The sequence below is a fragment of the Mycobacterium sp. JS623 genome, assembly GCF_000328565.1.
Lineage (GTDB): Bacteria > Actinomycetota > Actinomycetes > Mycobacteriales > Mycobacteriaceae > Mycobacterium.
Genome location: NC_019957.1, coordinates 269,128 through 287,549 on the forward strand (window position 1 = coordinate 269,128; position 18,422 = coordinate 287,549).

16 protein-coding genes are annotated in these 18,422 nt (G+C 66.3%); 13 read left to right on the plus strand and 3 right to left on the minus strand.

All coding sequences use genetic code 11. From position 1 onward, the window contains the following. Positions 1-7 precede the first annotated feature (7 nt). Genes MYCSM_RS32485 through MYCSM_RS32505 form a run of 5 tightly spaced genes read left to right on the plus strand, consistent with a single transcriptional unit; the run spans position 8 to position 2,871 of the window. Positions 8-310: a type VII secretion target gene (locus MYCSM_RS32485; protein WP_015297760.1), complete on the plus strand. Its 303-nt coding sequence runs from the start codon at positions 8-10 to the stop codon at positions 308-310. Next, positions 307-621, plus strand: coding sequence for a DUF2694 family protein (locus MYCSM_RS32490; RefSeq protein ID WP_015297761.1), 315 nt, complete (start codon positions 307-309; stop codon positions 619-621). The genes MYCSM_RS32485 and MYCSM_RS32490 overlap by 4 nt, the downstream gene beginning before the upstream one ends. Continuing rightward, the gene (locus MYCSM_RS32495) at positions 618-2,261 is read left to right on the plus strand and encodes a PPE domain-containing protein (protein ID WP_015297762.1); all 1,644 of its coding nucleotides are present in this window, start codon (positions 618-620) and stop codon (positions 2,259-2,261) included. Before MYCSM_RS32490 ends, MYCSM_RS32495 begins: the two co-directional genes overlap by 4 nt. Further along, entirely contained in the window at positions 2,258-2,569 is a 312-nt protein-coding gene (locus tag MYCSM_RS32500; protein WP_015297763.1) for a hypothetical protein, read from the plus strand. Before MYCSM_RS32495 ends, MYCSM_RS32500 begins: the two co-directional genes overlap by 4 nt. A 50-nt stretch (positions 2,570-2,619) precedes the next feature. Continuing rightward, positions 2,620-2,871 (plus strand): type II toxin-antitoxin system ParD family antitoxin, encoded by a 252-nt coding sequence (locus MYCSM_RS32505; protein ID WP_041315909.1) that lies wholly within the window; start codon positions 2,620-2,622, stop codon positions 2,869-2,871. Between the two features lie 431 nt (positions 2,872-3,302). Here the strand turns inward: MYCSM_RS32505 and MYCSM_RS32510 are convergent, their stop codons facing one another. Continuing rightward, positions 3,303-3,812 (minus strand): hypothetical protein, encoded by a 510-nt coding sequence (locus MYCSM_RS32510; RefSeq protein WP_232425873.1) that lies wholly within the window; start codon positions 3,810-3,812, stop codon positions 3,303-3,305. Beyond that, positions 3,794-3,982 (minus strand): helix-turn-helix domain-containing protein, encoded by a 189-nt coding sequence (locus MYCSM_RS32515; RefSeq protein ID WP_015297767.1) that lies wholly within the window; start codon positions 3,980-3,982, stop codon positions 3,794-3,796. The genes MYCSM_RS32510 and MYCSM_RS32515 overlap by 19 nt, the downstream gene beginning before the upstream one ends. 128 nt (positions 3,983-4,110) lie before the next feature. Here MYCSM_RS32515 and MYCSM_RS32520 point away from each other — a divergent pair, with 128 nt between their 5' ends. Further along, positions 4,111-4,386, plus strand: coding sequence for a hypothetical protein (locus tag MYCSM_RS32520; RefSeq protein ID WP_015297768.1), 276 nt, complete (start codon positions 4,111-4,113; stop codon positions 4,384-4,386). 315 nt (positions 4,387-4,701) lie between these two features. Here the strand turns inward: MYCSM_RS32520 and MYCSM_RS32525 are convergent, their stop codons facing one another. Next, positions 4,702-5,796 carry a DUF2971 domain-containing protein gene (locus tag MYCSM_RS32525; protein WP_015297769.1) on the minus strand — a complete coding sequence of 365 codons (1,095 nt, stop codon included), beginning with the start codon at positions 5,794-5,796 and terminating at the stop codon, positions 4,702-4,704. A gap of 525 nt (positions 5,797-6,321) precedes the next feature. Here MYCSM_RS32525 and MYCSM_RS32530 point away from each other — a divergent pair. From MYCSM_RS32530 to MYCSM_RS32560, 7 genes are all read left to right on the plus strand, one after another. Continuing rightward, on the plus strand, positions 6,322-7,044 hold the full coding sequence (locus MYCSM_RS32530; protein WP_015297770.1) for a S1 family peptidase: 723 nt from the start codon (positions 6,322-6,324) through the stop codon (positions 7,042-7,044). 220 nt (positions 7,045-7,264) lie between these two features. Next, positions 7,265-7,657, plus strand: a complete 393-nt coding sequence (locus MYCSM_RS32535; protein WP_015297771.1) for a CDGP domain-containing protein — start codon at positions 7,265-7,267, stop codon at positions 7,655-7,657. Positions 7,658-7,917: 260 nt separating this feature from the next. After that, positions 7,918-8,424: a hypothetical protein gene (locus MYCSM_RS32540; RefSeq protein WP_015297772.1), complete on the plus strand. Its 507-nt coding sequence runs from the start codon at positions 7,918-7,920 to the stop codon at positions 8,422-8,424. Between the two features lie 121 nt (positions 8,425-8,545). Continuing rightward, entirely contained in the window at positions 8,546-12,721 is a 4,176-nt protein-coding gene (locus MYCSM_RS32545) for a type VII secretion protein EccC (protein WP_015297773.1), read from the plus strand. Between the two features lie 533 nt (positions 12,722-13,254). Next, on the plus strand, positions 13,255-14,937 hold the full coding sequence (locus MYCSM_RS38840) for a hypothetical protein (RefSeq protein ID WP_015297774.1): 1,683 nt from the start codon (positions 13,255-13,257) through the stop codon (positions 14,935-14,937). A gap of 39 nt (positions 14,938-14,976) precedes the next feature. Further along, entirely contained in the window at positions 14,977-15,180 is a 204-nt protein-coding gene (locus MYCSM_RS32555; protein ID WP_015297775.1) for a hypothetical protein, read from the plus strand. 22 nt (positions 15,181-15,202) lie between these two features. Beyond that, a complete protein-coding gene (locus tag MYCSM_RS32560; RefSeq protein ID WP_015297776.1) occupies positions 15,203-17,824 on the plus strand; it encodes a helix-turn-helix transcriptional regulator in 2,622 nt (873 codons plus the stop codon). Positions 17,825-18,422: the final 598 nt, after the last annotated feature.

Consider the following 18,422-nt stretch of genomic DNA (forward strand, 5'->3'; position numbering starts at 1 on the left):
CCTGGAGATGACCGAACCCATCCGCATCGACCCCGCCGTGCTGCGCGAGGTCGCCGCCAACCACGAGGACGTGGCCCGCATCATCGACGATGCACGCGAGGCCGGCGCCGACATCGCGGCCGCCGTGGACAGCTACGGTCCGATCATGCACCAGGTGAAAGCGGCCGTCGGTGACCTGCTGGCCGACCGCGACACCGCCCTGGCCGACCACGCGGCGCGCCACCGGGCCGCCAGCGACGAGCTGCACCACGCCGTTCATACCTACATCAACATGGACGACGAGAACGCGGCGACCCTGCGGAACCTGTGACCGACGACCCGGCCGCCCTGCCCGCCGCCGAGCGGGAGTACTCCGCGCACACCCCCGATGAGATGGTGTGGGTGCGGGTGCTGGGCAGCGGCCGGGTGCTGGGGGTGCAGCTGGAGCCGCCGGTGATGCGTCGGCCGGGCAGCGAGATCGCCGCGGCCATCCAGGCCTGCGCCGACGTCGCCTACCTGGAGGGCCAGGTCGCGCTGCGCGCCGAGTTCGAGCAGCGCGGCGCACCCGCCGACGGGATCAGCTGGATGCCGACGGCCGCCGACCTCAACGAAGCCCGGGCGCGGTTGAGGAGCCTGCGGTGAAGGTCGACGCGCCCGGTCTGGTGGCTGCCGCACAGCGGCTGCTCGACGCGGTCATCGCCGTCGGCGGCGCCGAGGTTCCGCACCCGCCGTTGGCGGCGGATGTGGCTTCGGTGGGTACCGCGGCGCGGTTGAGCGCCGCGGGCGGGGAGTTGGGCGCGGGGCTGGCCGCTCACGTGGCCGCGCTGATCGGCACCGTCGAGGCGCTGACGGGGACGGCCGCGGCGTTCGTGGCGATGGACGAGTTCAACAAGGCGCTGCTGGCGCTCACCGGTGGCCGCGCGTCCGGCCTGCCGGTGTCGGGGGTGTGGGCGCCACCGGCGCCGCCGGTGCCCCCCGATGTGCGGCTGCCGATGCCACCGCCGATGACCGGTCCGCCCGAGGCGATTTCGGCGGCCGCGCACGCCGGTGACCCGTCGGCGGGGGAGATCTTCACCTCGGCCTGGTCGCAGCTGGCGGCCAGCGCGCATGACGGCGCCGACACGATCCGCGCAACGGTCGGTGCGCTACCCGAGTCGCTGGACGCGGAGGTGTCCACGCCTGCGGTGAGCGCTCACCTGCTGGCCTTCGCCGACGGGTTGGACACCTACGCCGAGCGGGCACGCACCCTGGTGACGCAGGCGAGCGCGTATGCCGAGAATCAGGTGGCCGCGCGCCAGGCGATCCCCTCACCGGAGCAGCTGGCCACCGCCGACCAGAACGTGCGGATCATGCAGGCCAACAACATCGCCTCCGGTGGCAAATACGCTGCGCCGCTTGCGCAGGCGGTGGCCACCAAGACCCAGCTCAACAACCAGACGGTCACCGGCTACAGCGACTACCACGCGAACACCGACGCGGCGACGAGCGCCTCGGATCCCGGCGATCCTGGTGGCGCTTCGGGCGCCGGTGGCGCGGCGGGCGAAGGTGTGGGGGGCTCTGGGAAGGATCCGGCCTCCGCGGGGTCGGCGGATCAGTCCGGGCAGATGGCCGGGCAGATGGCGCAGATGATTCCCACGGTGCTCGGCGCGGTCGGGGGCGTGGCTGGCGGCCTGCTGGGGGCGGTGACCAAGGCGCCAGAAGCGTTGATGCAGGCGGCATCTCAGGCTGCGCAGCAGGCCACCCAGGCGATGAAAGGGGTGGGCGAGCCCAAGCTCAATGCCGCCGGCGAAGTGCCGCACATGCCCGAAATGAGTGATGGCGCAGGCGGTTCGGGCGGCGGCGCCGGTGGAGGGGGTGCGGGTGTCAGCCCGGCCGGGGGGGCGGGGCCGTTGTCCGTGGCGCCGACCACGGGTGCACCGTCGACACCGGCTGTGGAGCCCGCTGGGGCCTCCGGGCCGCCGTCGGCGCTCGGGCCCGCCGGAGGCGGTGTGTCGGGGATGCCGATGGGCATGCCGATGGGTGGGATGGGCGGCCTCGGCGGTGTTGGCGGTCAGGGCGGCGGCGATAAGAGTGAGGCGGGTCGGCCGAAAAAGATTGCCGGACGCGATATTCCGCACACCGAGGACGTCACCGGACGCGTCGACACGAACCGGCTGGCGGCCGCGGCGGCCGCGACTCGGGGAAGGTCGTCGGACGGCCCCGATGACGACGACCCGCCGGGCAAAGCCGAACAGGTGGTGCGGCAGCGCATCGTCACCCGACCCCCCGAGGAGCCGACGTGAGTCACGACGCGTCGGGCTTCGACGACATGGACGATGCCGAGAAGGTCAAGTTCAGCCAGGAAGAATCCGCGGCCACCCTCGCCCGCCTCGACAAGCTGCTCGCCGATCTCGATGGCCTGCGCGCCACGGTCGAGGACCCCGACGGGTACATCTCGTTCGCCTTGGGATTCGACGGACGACTGCTGGACTTGAAGATCGCCGACGCCGTCGGGTACGTGATGACCAACCTCGAACTCGAAGCCCGGCTCAACCGGTTGATCGCGGCCGGGGAAGACGGGGTGGATCAAATGCGGGCGGAGCTGTTCTGAGGGGTGGGTGGTCACGCTTGCGTGGTACCGATGGTCCGTATCGTGTGTTCGTGGGGAAGAACACGCGGCTCAGTCTCAACGAGCACTACAGCGCCTTTATCGACGGCGAGGTCGCCGCGGGCCGCTACCGGTCGGCCAGCGCGGTGGTGCAGTCCGCGTTGCGGCTACTCGAAGACCGCGGAACCCGCTTGCGAGCTGTACGCGAAGCCCTCGACGCCGGCGAAAGCAGCGGCATCTCAATACCGTTCGACTTCGACGAGTTCGTGGAGCGCAAGCGCAACCAGGTGTCCGGCGGTCGGTGACCGGAGCTCCCCCGGCGGGCTCGGACGGCAGAGAGCCAGCGCGGTGCGCGTCTTACGTAGTAGCTGTGATGCGAAGCCGTGCGACGCGGCCCACGCAGCCCGGCGTTGCGGTTCCCTCGAAGGCATTGCGGCAGCAGATGATCGCGGTTCGCGCACTCGGCGAACATCGGCGGAATCTTTGCCTTTTCCACTACCGACTGTTGCCCCCTGTGATATGCCTACCGCGCAGCCCGAGATGAGGAGTCGTCATGGCAACAGTTCGCCCCTACGCCGCCACCGGGATCGCGATAACGGGTGCCGCCTTCGACATCGCCGCTGAAGCGTGGCGCTGCGAACGTTAGTGGTTCGCCCCTCCAAAAGCAGCACCATCAGGCTGACTAGTGAGTGAGATGGGCATAGGGCAGTGCGCTCAAACGACGCTCAGCGTTCGGCTATAAGCACTCTCCGTTATGAATCATGAAGCACTTCTCACATCGCGATTCGGGCCGTTCGGGGCGAGATTGGTCGTTAGCGCCTAGGCGGACATCGCCGAGGGGTGTCATCCTGACGTTGGGGTTGAGGGCGCGCAGCTGAGTCAGGCGAGTGCTGATGTGCTGACGCAGTTCAGGAGAGCGTGGGTAGTTGAGTAACTCGCGATAGAGGTTGGACTGCTCCTCAGCCTCGGATGGCGCGGTGACGAGTTCGTCGTTCAGAGTCAGCCGCACGATCCTGCGCACGGCTGCGATGCTGTCGGCCCGGATGGATTCCTTTGCGGCGTGAGCTTCTTGCGCCATCTCACCGTCGGTGAGGCCACGTCGCATGCCGAGCAGAACCTTGGCGAAGCGCGTACGCGGATGCTCGGTGAGGATCAGCTCAATCTCCGCCCGGAATGGGTTCGGCTCAGCCATCATTTCAGCGGCGCCCACACACAGTTTCGTCGTATTCACAGCTTGCCCAGCCACTTTCGTATCGTCATCCGATTTACCCCAAGAATCTGTGCGAGGTCAACCTCGGTTACGCCGTCGCGGTGAGCTGCGATGGCGGCGTCCTTCGCGGCTGTCATGGCTAAGTCGAGCTGGCGTCGCGCCTTGGCTACATCGCTTGAGGCCTTCTTGAGTGCGCTCATGTCCATGTATACAACTATACACGTTGCGTGTATAGCAGTCAACACGCGACCGACAGCTCGGCCGGAGAGCAGTGGCCGAGCGCCTGGTGTAATCTCGGCCTCTTCGCCATTGCGGAGTCCCGAAGGAGGCTGATGTGCCTACCTACGACATCGAAGTCACCCGCGACGGCCGCTGGTGGATGATTACCGTTGCAGGACTAGACGGCTATGTGGCCGCGGACGGCTCGGTCAACATCGGTGACACCACTCAAGCCCGCTTCCGGACCGAGATTGAAGACATGGCCCGCGATTACATAGCCACAGTGACAAACACACCCGTCGACGACATCGAGGTACAGCGCGTCGACACCAGCCGGCTCGCCGTCGGGCCGCCGCTCGCGGACACACCCGGAAGCTCCTGCCGGCTTTGACCATGACGATCCGCCGGCCAAGGCCGATCAGGTGGTGCGGCGGCGCATCGTCACCCGGCCCCCTGAGGAGCCGACGTGACTCTCGACGCGTCCGGCTTCGACGACATGGCCGACGCGGAGAAGGTCAAGTTCAGCCACACGGTCAGCCCTGATGGCCTCAGACTTCTTGACCGTGACCGGATAGCTCTTGTAGCACAACGTACGCCAGCCGCAGCTGATCGATGATTAGCCCGGCTGTAGAGCCTTGTAGCTGAGTCGATCAGATTTGTGTATCCAGCGACGGCATGATGCTCGCCCGTGGACAGATGGCTACGCCTAGCGGCGTAGTGGAACCGAGGTGGCTCTGACGTCGGATGGATGGGAAAGGTAGCCCGCCGATTGCAGGTACATTCTCAGCGACTCAAGCGCCAACTCCGCGTGCGCACGCGGACCTTGAGTAACACCAAGGATTTCCAAGCGATTAGCGTAGTCTCCATCGGAGTCTCGCAGAGGGAGTTCGATGTACGGTGTGAGGCCGTAGGCGGATCGGCGGAATAAAATATGTATCGGCATCTCCGACCCACTGGACTCCGATGACGGTGTGGGGTCGATTGCTGGGTAGTCCATCCGTTTCGCATACTTGTTCTTCTCAATCTCCCCCATCCGTCGAAGATGGCTGCGCAAATCGACAAGACCAATAAGGCGCCACTCCCGCTCCTCTGCAAAAGTGGGATGCTTGAAGCATAGGTAGTACTCAAGCATTGCGGTCTGCAACGCTGACAGCGCGTAGAACCGAAGAGGACCGTGCGTTGGGATCTCGTCAGCCGGGATCTCGTCGGCCAAACTTCGAGCGACCCGGAGCCATTGATTTGCGCTCTCTCGCACAAGATTTCGCTGCAACGTCTCATCATAGATGACTCTCCGCAGCGTCGCGTCGTGCGATCCTGAGTCATCTGAATACCGACGCAGATCCAATCCGAGTGAGACACTTCCGTCATCACTTTGCCCGTATCCATGCCACTGCGAGAGCAGGTCGTCGACCTCACAGAAGCACGCAATGAACGGCACGACGTTTTCGAAGACCCCCGTCGTCAGGCGCTCGCGGTCCGCGAGGGGTCCGATGAACCTCTGAGCGGTCGCCTCTTTCAGCACTGCCTGGATCTCTTCTTCGATGAGATCTCTCGCGTACGAAAGTTCGGAAGAGTCGTTCATGAAACGCACATCCGATGCCCAGATGCACTGCGCGCCTACAATTCCACGCATGCCATCCACGGTCGTGTAATGATAGAGCCGGTCTGGGGGGCTGCCTTGCAGTTCCCGCCATGCGTCTTTCTGCTCGGAGTGCGCCTTTTCGAAGCGTGCCTTGATCTCGTTTCTATCTTGCGCCGCGGCGGCCGCGCTTCTCGCGAATGGGGTCGTCTTGTCTCGCACAACGCTCCACGGTAGAACCACTCCGCCGCTTTTGGTTCAGTCGTACCCGGTGTGTCCGACCTCAACGCTCGACTGCGCCCGCCGTCGCGCCGTCCCGATCAACGCTGGCGAGCGCTGATGGGGCGCGCCAGCCCAGCCGGTCACATTCCAGTGCCCGGCACAGGTGGCGGTGCACCTCTTGACTGCTCGGGGGAGACTTGGCCGTTGGTGTATGGATTGGCATCAGGTCAGGATTCGACTCGCTTGAGCACGCTACGAGTCCCCAAATCCGGCTCGATAGATAAGTGCGCTCGCCAACACCGTTTCCAAGCCACTGGAAGTCTTGCCAAACAGGATTGTGATGGCCCCGCGTAAATACGTTGCCAGCGCTCCCGATGGCCGAAATCCGTCGTCTATGTTGGTTTTTCACGCCCAATCCCATTTCACCGATAGCCGACGCAGTCCGCGTAGCGCAAGAGCACATCGAGATAGTGAAACACGCCGGCTACGGTTACACCGAAATCTGAATCGACAGAGGTGCATACAGTGAAAACGACTGGCGAAGTAGACCCGCGAGGAGTCATCGGTGCCGTCTTCGAAGGCGACCAGCGAGCAAAAAAGCATCTTGGCACCGGATCGATCATCGGGGACGGCACCGTTGTACTGACGTGCGAACACGTCATTCGCGGCGTGAACGGTCAACTTGCCTTCATCGTCATCATCGACAACGAACCCCAAGCATTTCCGTTGACCCTGTTGAAAAGCGACCGGCAACGTGATCTGGCGCTGTTACGCGTCCACGATTACCAAGTCGATGATCCGTTGCAGGTCGCGTTCGACGCACACGTGAGCTACAACACCGACCTTGTGGCGCTCGAATACGCGCAGACCGTTCGAGAACATGGCATCTTTATTCTCAATCCAGCGATGCGACGCGGACACAAAACGCGCAACGTCGACGCCGAAAAGCTCGGTGCGATAGGTGGTTTAAGCGCGCTTGAACTCTCGTTTCCTGCGCTGAGCGGTGCTAGCGGTGCTCCGGTTCTGATCGAATCAACGCCGTTCGTTGCAGAGCACTTGAAGTGGGGAATTGTGGGCGTTCTAGCAGCCAACGTGGCTTACCACGCGATTCCGGCGCAGATCATCAGTCTCGTCGCTGACGATGACACATATATCGAAGAACGCCAATACATGTTGCCCCAGGGGCTAGCTGTCGATATCAACCACCTAAAACCGTTGTACCACGAGGTTTTCGGATCGTTGCCCTAGCCAGCCGGCTCGCATCTGACGGTTCGTGTGACTCGGATGGTTTTGTCTTCTTCCACGGTCAATCCACAACCGTAGCGATATAGCTGCCGAGCAGACCCACCCGTAACGGCAGTAACTCCGGCCCCTTAGCTAACACCCGGCGCAATGCAATTTCCGGCAAACCTCGGTTCCATCGGAAGTTGCTTGCTATCGTTGAAACAGCTATTCAATAGGGGGAATCATGGTCGTGAAATTTGCTGGTGTCGCATTCATTATTGGCGCAGCCGCCGCCGGTTTCGCGCCTTCGGCAAACGCTGACGTGCAGCCTGGATGCCAAAACGACCTGTGGGGATTCCTCGGCAGCCAAACTCGCACGATCTGCGATGGGCCCAAGGCAGCCGACGGCAGCTGGGTGCGGTTCCGCGTGGTCTGGGTACCGGCGCACAACGTGCCACTTACCACGAGCTGCGGCACCTACAGCTGTACCACCACCGGCGGCTACTTCCAGCAACAGCAGGTTTTTGAAAAGGTGAAGTATCCGGTCACCGACGACACGATCGCGCCCGGCGAACCCGGTTGGCTGCCGCCGACCTACACCGACGCCGGTGGTTTCACGCCATTGAACTTCAACTAGCGGCGGGCAGCCAGCCAGCGAACAGTTCGGCACACGCCAGGGAAGAGGCTAGAGGGCAGGTTCGGGTAGAGGTTCCTGGCTGGCAGTAAAACGCCTGGTAGAAGCCGTGCCCCGGCAGGATTCGACTCTGCGATTGTAGTGTCAACACGCGAGGTCCAATCGCCGCCGTTGCAGCTGACACCCAAATAGCCCTGAGCAATAGTCATGACCGGACCACCGTCTCGCCGGCCTTAGGCTAAATGCGTAAGGAGGAGTGCCTGATGCCTGCCGAGCCGATCAAGGTGAACCCGTCGCGGATGTTGCAGAGTGGCGCATCGGTTGCCGCGACTGCCGAACAGGTCGCCACGTCCAATCCCGGTGCGGCGCCGATCCCGAAGCCCGGCTCTCCGATGGACGCCGCGGCCGCCAGCGTCGCGACCGCGATGGGAACCCAGGTCACCCAGATGACCGCCCAGGTCGCCGCGAAAGGCCCTGCCCTGCAGGCCACCACGTCCAGCGGAGTGGCTCAGACCGAGGCCACCGACGAGCAGAACGCCGAGCGATATCGCGCCGTTCCCGGTACCGGCGGCCTCGGTGGACTCGGTTCCGGGGGAGCTACCGGCCGGGTGATGGAGGTCAGCGACGGTTGGGACGAGCCCCGTGAGCCGTTCCGCATCACGCCCGACATGGAAGAAGACGAGTTCGGTCACTTCCACGCCCCCTCTGTGCCGCTGGACCCCGGCGGGGCCGCCGGCGGCGGCTCTGGAGCCGGCCGCGCACCTGTCTAGATTTCGTCGAATCCGCCATCGGCCCTCGTACATCGGCCGTCGGCGGCGGTGACGTGTTTGCTTAGGCGTATCGCAGAAATTGGCGCAAATGCGGTGCGCCACATCACGTTAGGGTGATCCGGTGACCACGCAGAGCTTCGTGCGCCCTGGTGAGCGTGTTCCCGATCCCGAAACCGGCGGCGGCAAGATCAAGCTCGAGGCCCCGATCGTCGCGCCCATCCCGATCCCGCGCAGCATCTGGGGCATCGTGTTGCCGATCGGTCTGCTGGTCGGCATCGTCGGTCTGATCGTCGTGATGTACGCCTCCGGGCAGCGCCAGCTCGCCGGCGGGTTCGGTCTGTTCGGCGGGATGGCCGGTATCAGCTCGATCGGCCTGCTCGTGCGCAACCGCGGCGCGGGTCGGAAGATGTCGTTCGGTGAGCTGCTGGGGCGCCGGCGCAAGTGGTTCTCCCGCCTCGACGAGATCCGCGACGAGGTCGACGTGCAACGGCACCGCCAGTGGGCGCATCGCCGCCACTTCCATTGGGACCCAATCGATCTGTTCGCCGTCGCCGGCTCGGAGCGGATGTGGGACCGCGAACCCGGCGAGCCGATGTTCGCCGTGGTGCGGGTCGGTGTCGGCAAGGTGAAGCTGGCCATGACGCTGGAGAAGCCCGAGATCGCGCCGGCCGCCGACCTCGAACCCGCCACCGGTCACGCGTTGCGTAAATTCCTCAACGCCCAGGAATACGTCGACGACATGCCCAAGGTGATTTGGCTGCAACGGTTTCCGGGCCTGTCCTTCGTCGGCAACCTCGACGAGGCCCGCAGCCTGGCGCGGGCGGTGATGTGCCAGCTGGCCGCCTTCCACAGCCCCGCCGTCCTGCAACTGATCGTCGTCAGTTCGGATGTCGAGCAGTGGGACTGGGTGAAGTGGCTACCGCACGTTCAGCACGACAGCCGCCGCGACGGCTGCGGCGAGCGCCGGATGGTTTTCGGCTCTCCCGCTGAGCTGGAGGCGTTCTTCGACGAGCAGGTCGACGAGGCCCGGCCCGCCTGGTCGCCCCCGTCCAGCGGCGTCACCGCCGGGCTGGCTTCGGCGATGCCGCTGCGGGTGATCATCGACGACAACTGCGGCAGCCCCGAGGACTGGGCTGGGCTGACCGGCGCATCCGGTTATGCCAGTACGTGTTTCGTCCGGCTGGCCACCGACGTGCCCCCGCGCCCGTCAATCGCCGCCCCCGGCGGCGCCCGGTTCTGGGTCGGCTTCACCCCCGACACCACCTACCGGCTGCGCGACGGTGTGCTGCGGAAACAGGTCAGCGCCGATCCGCGGCAGCGGGTGGCACAAAGCCTGTACGAGGGTTCCGCGGCCAGCGACGAGCTCGACGACGCGTTCTACGCGACCGCCGATGCGATGAGCATCGATGACGCCGAACGCTTCGCCCGCAGCCTGGCCCGCTACCGGGCGCCGGGCTCGGCCAGCGTGACGATCTCCGCGTCGTCGGCCGAGGAGCGAACGTTGTTGGACGTGTTGGGGATTCGTGACCCGCGCCGCCTGGACACCGACCGGCTGTGGGCGGCCACCCGGGCGCAGGGGCCGGCGTGGATGCGCTTTCCGGTGGGGGTGTACAGCGACACCGGGGAGGTCGCGGAGTTCAATCTGCGCGAGGGCTCTCAGGGCGGCATGGGCATGCACTCGCTGTTCATCGGAACCACCGGCGCCGGCAAGTCTGAAGGCCTGATCACCGCGGTCGCCGGGGCGTGCCTGACGCATTCGCCAGAGGTGCTCAACATCGTGTTCACCGACTTCAAGCTGAAGTCGGCCGCGGGCATGATCGGGCGCTTCCCGCATGTCGTGGCCGCGGTGAGCAACCTGGCCGAGGAACGCCACCTGGTGGGCCGGCTCTACGACGCGCTGGACGGCGAGATCGACCGGCGCGGCAAGATCATCGCCGACCTGGAGGACTGCCCCGACATCACCACCTACAACCAGCGCCGCCTGGTGGATCCGTCGCTGCCGCCGATCCCCGCGCTGTGGGTGATCACCGACGAGTACAACGAGGTGTTCGCCGACCCGATCTGGGGTCCCAAGTTCCGCAAGCTGTATCTGCGCATCGCGCGGGTGGGCCGCTCGCTGCATGTGTTCCTGCAGCTGGTCGGGCAGACCAAGGACACCCAGAACCTGCGGGATATCAACAAGCTCTTGGGTTTTAGCATCGCGGCGCGCACCGGCACCGAGGAGGAGTCGCGCGCGGCGATCGGGTCCAACGCCGCGGCCCACATCGCGTCGGAAGGCGAGGAGGGCACCGCCTATCTGCGGGTGGCGCTGCGCGAGCCGCGCAAGTTCCGCTACTTCTACACCTCGGCGGACTTCGTGCCCAAGACCGACGACGCCGGCGTGCTGGCGACTCCGCAGCGCCCGGGTGCGGAGTTCGCGCCGCGGGTGTTCACCGCCGCCGAGGCGCGCGACGTCGACAACCGGTTGACCGCGCCGCCGGCACCGGAGGTGATCCCGCTGCCGGTGCGTCCGGTCGAGACGCCGTTCAAACTGGCCACCGCGATCACCGACTCGCTGCAGGCGGCCAAGGAGCGCCCGCCGCGCTCGCTGTGGCTTCCGGTGCTCGGCGACCCGACGCCGGCCGACGAGCTGGTGGCCCGCTGGCGCGGCCGGCCCTGGTACGAGGACTACGGCAACAATCCGGGCTTGGTGCTGCCGGTGGCGCTGGCCGACTATCCGCGCGGCGCCCGCCAAGAGGTGTACAGCCTCGACATGCTCAACGACAACGCGCTGGTCGTCGCCGCGCCGGGCCGCGGCGCCACCACCGCGGTGATGACGATGGTGACCGCCGGGGCGCTGCTCTATCGCCCGGAGCGGGTGCAGTTCTACTGCATCGCCGCCAGCGGCCCGCAGCTGGCGCGGGTCGCGGACCTGCCCCACGTCGCGTCGGTGGTCGCAGTCTCCGACGCCGAAGGGGTGTCGAGGATGGTGTCCACGCTGGAAAACATTGTGACCGAACGTGATAAGGCGTTCACCACCCGCGGCCTGGACATGGGCAAGGTGCGCGCGGCCAAGTTCGGCCCCAACCCCGTCGACATCGGGATCTCCGGCGGTGAGGTGGTGCTGATCGTCGACGGCTGGAAGAACTTCACCGAGGGCCACACGGCGCTCGTCGATCGGGTGCTGGCGTTGCAGCGGGCCCGCAACTACGGCGTGCGGGTGATCATCACCCACACCAGCTCGCTGTCGGGACTGCAGTCAGCGGTGCGCGCCGAGACCGGTCAGCGCCTGGAGCTCAAGCTGGTCAACGAACACGACACCGAGGTCAAGCGGGACCCGCGCGACCCGGAACGCAACCCGGTGCGTGAGGTGCCGGACTTGCCGGGGCGCGGGTTGACCCGCGACGGTCATCACCTGATGGTGGGGGCCCCGGTGCTGGCCGCACCGCCGCAGCCCGAGGGCCGGCCCGTCGCGGGCCCGGTCGAGGGCGATGCGCTGTCGGAAGTGGTGCGCCGGGTGTCGGGGGTGGACAAGGCCACCACGGTGGTGCGGCTGCCGGAGTCGGTGCCGCTGGCCGACGTGTTCGCGGGCGCGCTGGATCTGCAGCCCGGGGTGGTGCCGTTCGGTTTGGCTGAATCCACTTTGGGCACAGCGACAATCGACTTTCACGACCACCCGCACGTGGTGGCGACCGGGCTTGCCGGTTCGGGTCTGACGGCGTGGCTGCGCGCGATGATGAAGGGCATCATGGCGTCCTACCGCAGCCAGGACGCGACGATCATCCTGATCGACCCGCGCCGCACCTCGGTCGGGGTGGTGCCCGAGGACACCTGGCTGGGCGCGTATGCGCAGACGCCGACGGCCATCACCGCGGTGGTCGACGAACTGTGCGCGATCCTGGAGAAGCGCCGCCCGCCCCCGGGGACCAGTCAGCACGACCTGGCGACCAAACGGTTCTGGGAGGGCCGCGAGTTCTTCGTCGTGATCGACGGCATCACTTCGTGGTCGCACGCCAGCAGCCCGCTGGCCAAGCTGTTGGCCTACGTCGACGAAGGCGATGACCTGGGTCTGCACATCGTGGCCAGCGCCGACATCCGCACCTTCAGCTACCAGTCCCAGGGCGGAGTGCTGGGCCGGATGATGAACATGCAGGCCCCGGTGGTGATCATGGATGGTCACCGCTCCTACGGCGCGATCGTGCCGGGGGTGTTCGCCGCACCGCAGCGCCCCGGCAAGGGCTTGCTGTGGACCCGGCGCGGCACCGACGGTGTGCTGGTGGGGTGGTCGGATCCGCCGGTCATTGCGCGGCGGCGCTGATGGGTCGTCGAGATGCAATGACGATTAGCGAGTAGGGCATTCTTGTTTATCTAGCGCGCGCGCCGGTCTTCCTAGCTAGGTCTAGATGCGGTTTCGATCGCTAAGGGTATGGCGCGTACCAGAATTCGGACGCCCGCGGGCGTTGGCCGCGTCTTATGCGCTGGCCTTCGGATTCGTCGTTTTGTAGTTATGTCAGATTTATCGTCGATCGTGGTGTTGCGGCGGCGGGTCGAACGCCGCAAACCCGCAGAGGTGGCGTGTCACGCCGTGGCCCACCGACTCCTCAATATCGCTGCTGTTTGCCGCAACGCAGGCCGCCGACTCACGTAGCGGACTGGACGAGCTGGTGATCTTCTATTTCCGAGGGTGGAACCAAGGTCATCGGGCAGCCCCGGCCTGCGAAACGTACAGAAACCAAGTAGTTGTGTGCTGTCACCGTCGTAAATCCAGGTAGTCGGGTCCGGGGCGGTTCGCCCGCTGCATGGGTCAATGTCAACTGGCTGGAGTCGGTCTGCCCTCGTTAAGGATTGATGATGACCAATGTTGTTCGCCCCGCTCTTGTGGCTGGGATTGCCGTTGCCGGAGCTAGTTTCTGGCTGGTCGCATCGCCGGGCGCTGCCAAAGCGCACGCCGCGCCGCCGCTGGTGTCGACGCCGGTCGACGCACCGTTGGCGCCCCCGGTTGCCGTTGGGGTGACTTGCGGCGCTGATCCACTGTGCGTGATGACCGGAAACAGCAACCCGCCGAAGTTGGCCGTGGCGCTGATGCCTGCGGTCGACCCGGCCGCGCCGGCGCTCGATCCAATCACCGCGTTCATAGCGGTGTTTATCGGCAACGGCACCGCTGATCACCCCAACGCCGGGCTGTTGATCGGCAACGGTTATGACGCAGCCGACGGCGGCAATGGCGGTAACGGCGGCTTGTTGTTGGGCAACGGCGGTTCCGGCGGCGGCGGAACCGCACTAAATCCGAACGGCGGTAACGGCGGCAACGGTGGGATCTTCGGCAACGGCGGTGCCGGCGGCGCGGGTGCGGATGCCACCGTGGCGGGGCGGGCCGGCGGCAGCGGCGGTAACGGCGGCAACGCGGGGTTGGTGTTCGGCACTGGCGGGGCCGGTGGGCAGGGTGGCGCCGGACTCCCCGGAGCAAGTGGGGTGAATCCGCCAACCCCGACTGATACCGCCGGCGAGGGCACCAGCGTCGGCGGTCTCAACGGCCACAACGGCGCCGTGGGCGTCGACGGCGGTCCCGGTCAGCCTGGGGGGCCCGGCCAAAACGGGGGCGCCGGCGGCAGCATCGGCGACAACAACGGCACCGGCGTTGGCGGCGCCGGCGCGTCGATCGGCGACGGCGGTAACGCGGGTAACGGTGGGGCCGGCGGGACCGGCGGCGGGACCGGCGGCGCCGGCGGCAGTATCGGGAACAACAACGGCCAAGGGACGTTTGGCGGTGCCATCGGTAACGGCGGTAATGCGGGTAACGGTGGGGCAGGCGGGGCGGGCGGCGGGGCCGGCGGGGCGGGCGGCAGTATCGGCGACAACAACGGCGACAGTTCCCAAGCCGGCGTCGGTAACGGCGGTAACGCGGGCACGGGTGGTGCTGGCGGCACCGGAACCGGCGGTATTGCGGGCACGGCGGGCGGGGCCGGTGGGGCCGGCGGCCACGGCGCGCTGCTGTTCGGTTCTGGTGGTTCGGGCGGGCAAGGCGGGGTCGGCGGGACCGGCGGGACCGGCGCCACGGGCGGCACCGGCGGCGCGGGCGGCAGTATCGGCGACAACAACGGCGACGCGACCGGTGGGGGCACCAGTGTGGGCGGCAACGCCGGCGCCGGCGCGCAGGGGGGAACCGGCGGCACGGGCGGCAGCGGCGGGGCCGGCGGACAAGGCGGGTCGGGCGGGGCTGGCGGCGTGTTCGGCACCGGCGGCAGCGGCGGCGCCGGCGGCACGGCTGGATCCGGTGGCACCGGTGGCACCGGAGGCACCGGCGGCAACGGCGGCACCATCGGTGCCAACAACGGCGGTGGGGGCGGGACGCCCGGACTGACCGGCGCCGCTGGCCCCGGTGGCACGGGTGGTAACGGCGGCAGCGCGGGCAGCACCGCCGCAGGTGGCACCGGCGGCGGTGGCGGACTCGGCACCGGAAGCGCAGGGGCCTCCGGTCACACCGGCGGCACCGGGACCACCGGCTCTACCGGCAGTCCAGGCAGCCACGGCTAAAGGCGAGCGGGCGACGCCACGGCATCGTCGTAGGCAACAGTGAGCACGCGCGACGAGTATGAGGCGGCGCTGCGCGCATTGCCCGATGCGCATTCGATCGCGCTGCGCCTAATCGATGCCGGGGTGGCCGACGAGGTCATCTGCGGGTATCTGCACATCGAGCCCGAAGGCCTGGCCACCCTGCTCGATGTGGCCCGCAGAAAGTTGCAGACGGCATTAGACAATGTTCGAACCGTTAATTAACTAAGCAACTAACATCTGCGCAATGGTGCACCGGTGGCCGCTGACGGGCCGCGGGGAAGAGCTTCGCCTCATCAGCGAGACCCTGACAGAAGAACATCACAAGGGGATGGTCGTCGCAGGTCTGGCCGGTGTCGGCAAGACCCGGTTGGCACGTGCGGCGACCGAAGCTGCCGCGCATGCGGGATGGGCGGTGCGCCGTATCGCGGGCACCACAACGGGGCGCCCGGTCAGTCTCGGGGCGTTCGCGCGCTGGGTCGACGACACCGATTCATCGCCAACTCACTTGACGCAGAAGCTGTTCAGCGGACTGACCGCTGGGGCGGAGGGCGCCCCGCTGTTGGTGTTCGTAGACGACGCCCACCTCCTAGATGACATGTCGGCCATGCTGGTGCACCAACTGGTGCTGCAGGATGTGGCCAGCGTTATCGCCACCATCCGCACGGGCGAACCCGCACCCGACGCTGTGAGGGCACTATGGAAGGACGGCTTGCTGCCACGGCTGGAGCTGCAACCATTGTCGCGCAACGAATCCGACGACCTACTGAACGCCGTCCTTGGCGGCCCGATCAGCACTGACTGCACCGATCGGATGTGGAAACTGAGCCGCGGCAACGTGCTGTTTCTACATCATCTCGTCGAACACGAACGGGCATCGGGCCGGCTGGTCCGCGTCGACGGCGAATGGTGTTGGGCGGGAACACCATCGGCGTCGCCGTCGCTGGTGGAACTCGTAGAGCAGCAAATCGGCGCGGTACCCGACGAGATACAGGAAGTCGTTGACCTGGTGGCGATCGCCGAACCTATCGACCGAGTGCTTTTGGCGGCACTGGCCGACCCGCTGTCCATCGAGGCCACTGAACAACGCGGGCTTATCACCGCACCGTCCGCCTCCGACGTCGTCTTCGTCGGACATCCGCTGTATGGCGAGATTCGACTAAGCCAATGCGGGCCCTCGCGGCTGCGACGGCTACGAGGACAAGTGGCCACCGCCATGGCACAGGGGAAGGCAGCGGACCCGATTCGGCTGGCGCTGCTGTGGATGGAGTCTGACCTGCCCCCAAATGCCGACATCCTGTCCCGCGCTGCCAACATATCGGCCTCACGGCTTGACCTTGCACTCGCCGAGCGTCTAGGCCGGGCCGCAGTGGCCGCCAACGCTAGTCCGGAGGCCAAGCTTGCGCTGGCCCGCATCCTGGTTCTGCACGACAAAGGCGAGGCAGCCGAGGAACTCCTCGACACCCTCGAAGCGGACGAGGGTGTCACAGCCGGCTTCTTCGACGAAGCGATCGTGCGCGCAGCGAATCTATTGTGGCCGCAGCGAAATCCGGGGGAAGCCCGCCGCGTCATCGACAGTGCGATAGCCCTCGGCGACGACGACCGTAACCATGCGCTGCGGACGTTTCTCGCTGTCATCCAAGCTACCGCCGCCGAACCCGACCAAACCATCCGGACAATGGCGGCGGTCGACTACGACCATCTTGATGACTACGGACGTGCCGTCGGCTATTCCACCGAAACGATCGCTCTCGGCGACGTCGGCCGCATAGAAGCAGCCAACCAGAGGGCGGCTGCGGGGTATCGCGTACTCGAGGAGACACCCGAGGAGTACTCGTTTCACGGCACCGGTTTGGCAGAGTTCCACGCCTACGCGCTGCTGGCTGCGGGATATGTGGACCAAGCGTTCGCCATCGCCGAACGCGAGTACCAAAGTCGCGCCCAGTTTCCCGACATGTCGCGATGGATGGCCATCGCCACCGTAGGCATGGCGGCGCTGGCGAAAGGCGATCTCGCCCTCGCAATACGGCATCTGGGCCCGGCAAGCAAAGGCCTTGACACTCAAAACGATATCTCTGGCCTGTTGTACCGGTTCAGCATCATGCACACCGAGGCGCTGGCCCGCTCGGGTCGCATCGATGCCGCGGCCGCCGCTATGGAGGCCACGCGCCAACTTCGACATCCCTCGTTCGCATACGTCGAGTCCGGCTATCTATTGGCCAGCGCATGGGTGGGCGCAGCACACGGACGGACCGCCGAGGCTCGCCAGTCCGCCTGCCGGGCAGCTGAATTCGCCCGAGCACATGGACAGCCGGCCCGCGAGGTGCTGGCCTTGCAGACGGCGGTCCAACTCGGCGACGCCGCTGGCTCCGACCGACTAGCCGAATTGGCGAACCAGGTCGACGGGCCAAGGGCGCCGCTGTCGGCGCAGTACGCGGATGCGTTGGCCCGCGACGACAGTGCCGGATTAGAGGCGGTCTCACGCGATTTCGAGACCATGGGCGATATTCTGGCCGCCGCCGACGCCTCGGCACAGGCCGCCGCGTCCCACCGGCTGGCCGGCCGGCGGGGCAGCGCGCTCAGCGCAAGCGGTCGTGCGCAGCTGTTGGCAAAGCAGTGCGGCGGTGCGCTCAGTCCAGCGCTGGTCGCCAGCAGGGTGCCCCTTCCGTTCACCCGAAGAGAGCATGAGATCGCCAATCTGGTGTCGCGTGGGATGTCGAACAAAGACATCGCCCAAGCCACCTCGTTATCGATCCGCACCATCGAGGGACACATCTACCAGGCCAGCGCCAAGGCCGGCGTGTCCTCGCGATCAGAACTGTCGACACTGGTCCGCCAATTCAACGAGGTCGGGGCACCGACGATCTAGCCGACACTGCGGGGCAGGCTCTGCCGGACTCGCTCCGCCAACTGCGCCAACATCGACATCGCCTCCAGACGCTGGTCGACGGCTTTGTCGATCTGATGGCGTGCCGGGACGGATCATTCAGCTCGATTCGCCCGACCGACTCCCCAACCGAGCGAGTCAGCGCTGTCGAAGTTCGCCGTCGGACCCATGGTGAGACATGATGAGAAGGGCCTGATCGAGTTGGAAACGGGTGGACTGGAGTTGAGTCGGTTGCCCTTGAGCTGCGCCTTTGCAGCGAAGATTAACAGCCACGAAGACACGCCGACTTTTGTCAAAGTAGACAGGCGTGTCTTGTCAATCTTTGCTGCATCTCGACAACCACGTGGAGATGCAATGAAGATTAGCGAGTAGGGCATTCTTGTTTATCTAGCGCGCGCCGGTCTCCGTAACCGACTAGCAGCGTTTCAATGCGCGGTGTGGTGGGTCAGAGGCTTCGCTGCAGCAGCACAGCGCCGCGGTCGGCGGAAACTGTTGGTACTGGCCGGGATACTGCACCGGCCCACAACTTCGGCGAGCCGATCGCGCTCCATTGATCGTCGGAGCAGGGACGCGAGCCGCG